Raw genomic sequence first — 3,371 nt, forward strand, 5'->3', positions numbered from 1 at the left:
AACACGACCCCGATTATGCCGACCAGCCCGCGAGATCACCCAGCATCAGCAAGGGCCCTCGACCCTCACGCGGCATAATCCGGCGGTCGACATAGGCCGACTTATGCCGAGCTCGGCATAAGTCGGCGTAGCGGACCAGTCGGTAGTTCGGCAGTCCCGCCCGAGTGCGTTTGGTGCGGCGGTAGGTGGTCGCGCTCATCGTCTGCCAGGCCTCGGCGAAGTGATCGTCGAGGACAGACAGTGCGATGTTGGCCAGCAAGGGCGACACGATGCCGCCCTGGGGGGTGCCGGTGCTGGTGTTGCGCAGGAAACCGTCCTCGCCGAGGACACCTGCTTTCAGGAACGCCTTCACCAGAGCCAGGACCCGCTTGTCTGCGACGCGTCGACGCACCCGGTCCAGCAGGGCCGTGTGGTCGATGTTGTCGAAGCACGCCTCGATGTCACCCTCGAGCACCCATTCATAGGAGCGGGAACTGAATTGGTGAATCTCGGCGATTGCGTCCTGTGCTCGGCGCCTCGGGCGGAACCCGTAGGAACACGGGTGGAACTCCGCCTCGAAGATCGGCTCCAGCACCAGCTTCAGGGCCGCCTGAGCGGTGCGGTCGGCCACGGTCGCGATCCCCAACCGGCGCAGCTTGCCACCGGACTTGGGGATCATCCGCTCCCGCGCGGGCATCGGCACGAACTGCCGCGCCTTCAACTGCTCCCGCAGTGCAGTGAGCAGTTCGCCCGCATCGGCGACATCGATCGGCGCGAGACCGTCGATGCCGCCGGACCGCTTTCCCCTGTTACCCCTGACCCGACGCCATGCGACAACGATCACGGCGGGGTCATAGACGAGGTTGAACAGATCATCGAACCGACGGTCAGGATCACTGACCGCCCACTGGTGCAGCTTGGTCTGCATCCGCAGTACCCGTACCTCGGCTTCTGCAAGCGTCGGCCACGGCGCGCCGATGTTCACCGGCGACCTCCTGCCCTGTCAGCCCGGTCGCTGCCAGACCGCTGCCGCCCTTCCCCATGTGACCGGCTCTCCCGGCCTCGGAGTACTACGACGGCTCCGCCACGCCCCGGCCCCACCAGCCGTTGACAAGCCTGTCCACCCTCGACCTGGATGGCCAAAAGGGAGGACAAGACCGAAGCGCTTCCCACGTTCACCGTGTCCCGGTCGACGGGTTAGGTGCCCAGCTTTGCCCCTGCAACATCGCCACGAGTACGCCGCAGACCTTCCTCGTGGCCTCCCCGCCGCCGTCTTCACACAGCAAAGGAGTCGCCCACCACCTCGAACCACTGCGGTGGGCGTGCATCGCGGACCGGCCCATATCCACCAGATTTGAGCCGGCGTATCTCTTGAGAGGCGTTACACGCTGGTTCCTCACGTACACCTTCCCGTCTCGCTAGACCGACCCGAGCCGTCTGGCAGTGCCAGCCCGTCCGGCCGTTGTCGCGGCTGCTCCCACCCTTCCCGGCGTCACCCGGTTCAGGCTGCCGCCAGCTTCACCGCCCTGCTGCGACAAGACGGCGACGAAGGCCTCTCACCTCCATCCGGTGAAACACGGCGCCTCGTGGCGCACGAAGTCCCAGATCCAGGCGCTGGACCGGACCGATGCTGGCGATGCAACCCGGCCTGTCCGAACGGCGCACCCATGACTACAAGCGGCACGGCACCACGACGCTGTTCGCGGCCTTGGAGATCGCCACCGGCAAGGTCACCGGCCGCTGTCAGGCGCGGCACCGGCACCAGGAGTTCCTGCGGTTTCTCAAGGACGTCGTCAGGGCCTACCCCGAGCGGGATCTGCATCTGGTGATGGACAACTACGCCGCCCACAAGCGTGTCGAGATCCGCGACTGGCTCGCCGCCAACCCCCGCGTGCAGGTTCACTTCACCCCGACCTCGGCGTCCTGGATGAACATGGTCGAGATCTGGTTCGGGATCATCGAACGACAGGCCATCCACCGCGGCAGCTTCGGCTCCATCAAGGACCTCAACGCCAAGATCCGCGCGTTCATCGAAGGCTGGAACGACCGCAGCCACCCCTTCGTCTGGACCAAGACCGCAGACCAGATCCTCACGAAAGCCAAGCGCCCAACAACTATTAATTCAGGCCACTAGTGTCCTGCGCCAGGAATCCGTTGAAGATATGCGTTGAGTCGTTCGAAGATCTCATCGGCGGTTTTGGTCCAGGCGAAGGGGCGGGGGTTCTCGTTCCAGGTGGTGACCCAGGTGCGGATGTCTTTCTCGAGGGCTTGCAGGTTTTTGTGGACGCCGCGGCGTAGCTGCTTGTCGGTGAGCAGCCCGAACCAGCGTTCGACCTGGTTGAGCCAGGACGAGCTGGTCGGGGTGAAGTGCAGGTGGAAACGTGGGTGCGCCTGGAGCCAGCTGGCGATGGCCGGGGTCTTGTGGGTGGAGAGGTTGTCACAGACCAGGTGCACGTCCAGATCGGAGGGCACCTCGGCATCGATCTTGGTCAGGAATTTCTTGAACTCGATCGCACGACGACGCCGGTGCAGCGAGCCGATCACCTGGCCGGAGGCCACGTCCAGCGCGGCGAACAAGGTGGTCGTGCCCGAGCGGACGTAGTCGTGGGTGCGGCGCTCGGGCATGCCCGGCATCATCGGCAGCACCGGCGCGGACCGGTCCAAGGCCTGGATCCCGCTCTTCTCATCCACACACAGCACCAGCGCCCGCTCGGGCGGGTCCAGATAGAGCCCGACCACGTCGCGAACCTTCTCGATGAACAGCGGATCGCTGCTGAGCTTGAACGAGTCGGCCAGGTGCGGCTTGAGCCGGAACTCCCGCCAGATTCGACCGATCGTCGAGCGTGACAACCCTGTCTCAGCGGCCATCGAGGCCCTCGACCAGTGCGTCGCGTCCTTCGGAGTCCGCTCCAGCGTCGCCACGATCACCGACACGATCAGCTCATCAGCGATCGTGCGCGGCGCACCCGGACGCGGCTCGTCCACCAAGCCATCCAGGCGCCTGGCCACGAACCGGGAACGCCACTTACCCACCGTCGCCGGCACAATCCCCAGCTTCGCCGCGACCTGCTTGTTGTCCAACCCCTGCGCACAGACCAGCACGATCTTCGACCGCAACGCCAACGACTGCGCCGACTTCGCCCGCCGCGACCAGCGCAACAACTGCTCGCGCTCATCATCGGTCAACGTCAACTCGGCCTTCGGCCGCCCGGTCCTCGCCACCACCCGATTCTACGACTTACACCACGAGTTCCTGGCGCAGGACACTAGATGGTTGATTCCTTGGAGGGTTAGTGGTCGTAGGCGGTCAGTGATCGTTTGGTGGTGGCGCCGGTGGTCCAGTTGTGCCAGATGCCGGTGGCCATGGCTAGCAGGCGTTGAGCGACGCGGGT

At 65.2% G+C, this 3,371-nt stretch carries 2 protein-coding genes and 2 pseudogenes; 1 reads left to right on the forward strand and 3 read right to left on the reverse strand.

The window, feature by feature from the left end; genetic code table 11:
• Window positions 1-13 precede the first annotated feature (13 nt).
• Window positions 14-964, reverse strand: coding sequence for a reverse transcriptase domain-containing protein (locus RM423_RS24295; RefSeq protein ID WP_311425618.1), 951 nt, complete (start codon window positions 962-964; stop codon window positions 14-16).
• Between the two features lie 611 nt (window positions 965-1,575).
• Between RM423_RS24295 and RM423_RS24300 the strand changes: the two are divergent.
• Window positions 1,576-2,113 (forward strand): annotated as a pseudogene (locus RM423_RS24300) (IS630 family transposase); the annotation flags it as partial.
• On the opposite strand, the gene RM423_RS24305 reads toward RM423_RS24300, so the two are convergent.
• Both RM423_RS24305 and RM423_RS24310 read right to left on the reverse strand, forming a co-directional pair.
• Window positions 2,110-3,201, reverse strand: coding sequence for an IS630 family transposase (locus tag RM423_RS24305; RefSeq protein WP_311425619.1), 1,092 nt, complete (start codon window positions 3,199-3,201; stop codon window positions 2,110-2,112). The pseudogene RM423_RS24300 and the gene RM423_RS24305 sit on opposite strands and share 4 nt — an antisense overlap.
• Window positions 3,202-3,269: 68 nt before the next feature.
• Window positions 3,270-3,371 (reverse strand): annotated as a pseudogene (locus RM423_RS24310) (IS982 family transposase); the annotation flags it as partial.

This window comes from Jatrophihabitans lederbergiae (genome assembly GCF_031845305.1).
In the GTDB taxonomy this organism is placed as follows: domain Bacteria; phylum Actinomycetota; class Actinomycetes; order Mycobacteriales; family Jatrophihabitantaceae; genus Jatrophihabitans_A; species Jatrophihabitans_A lederbergiae.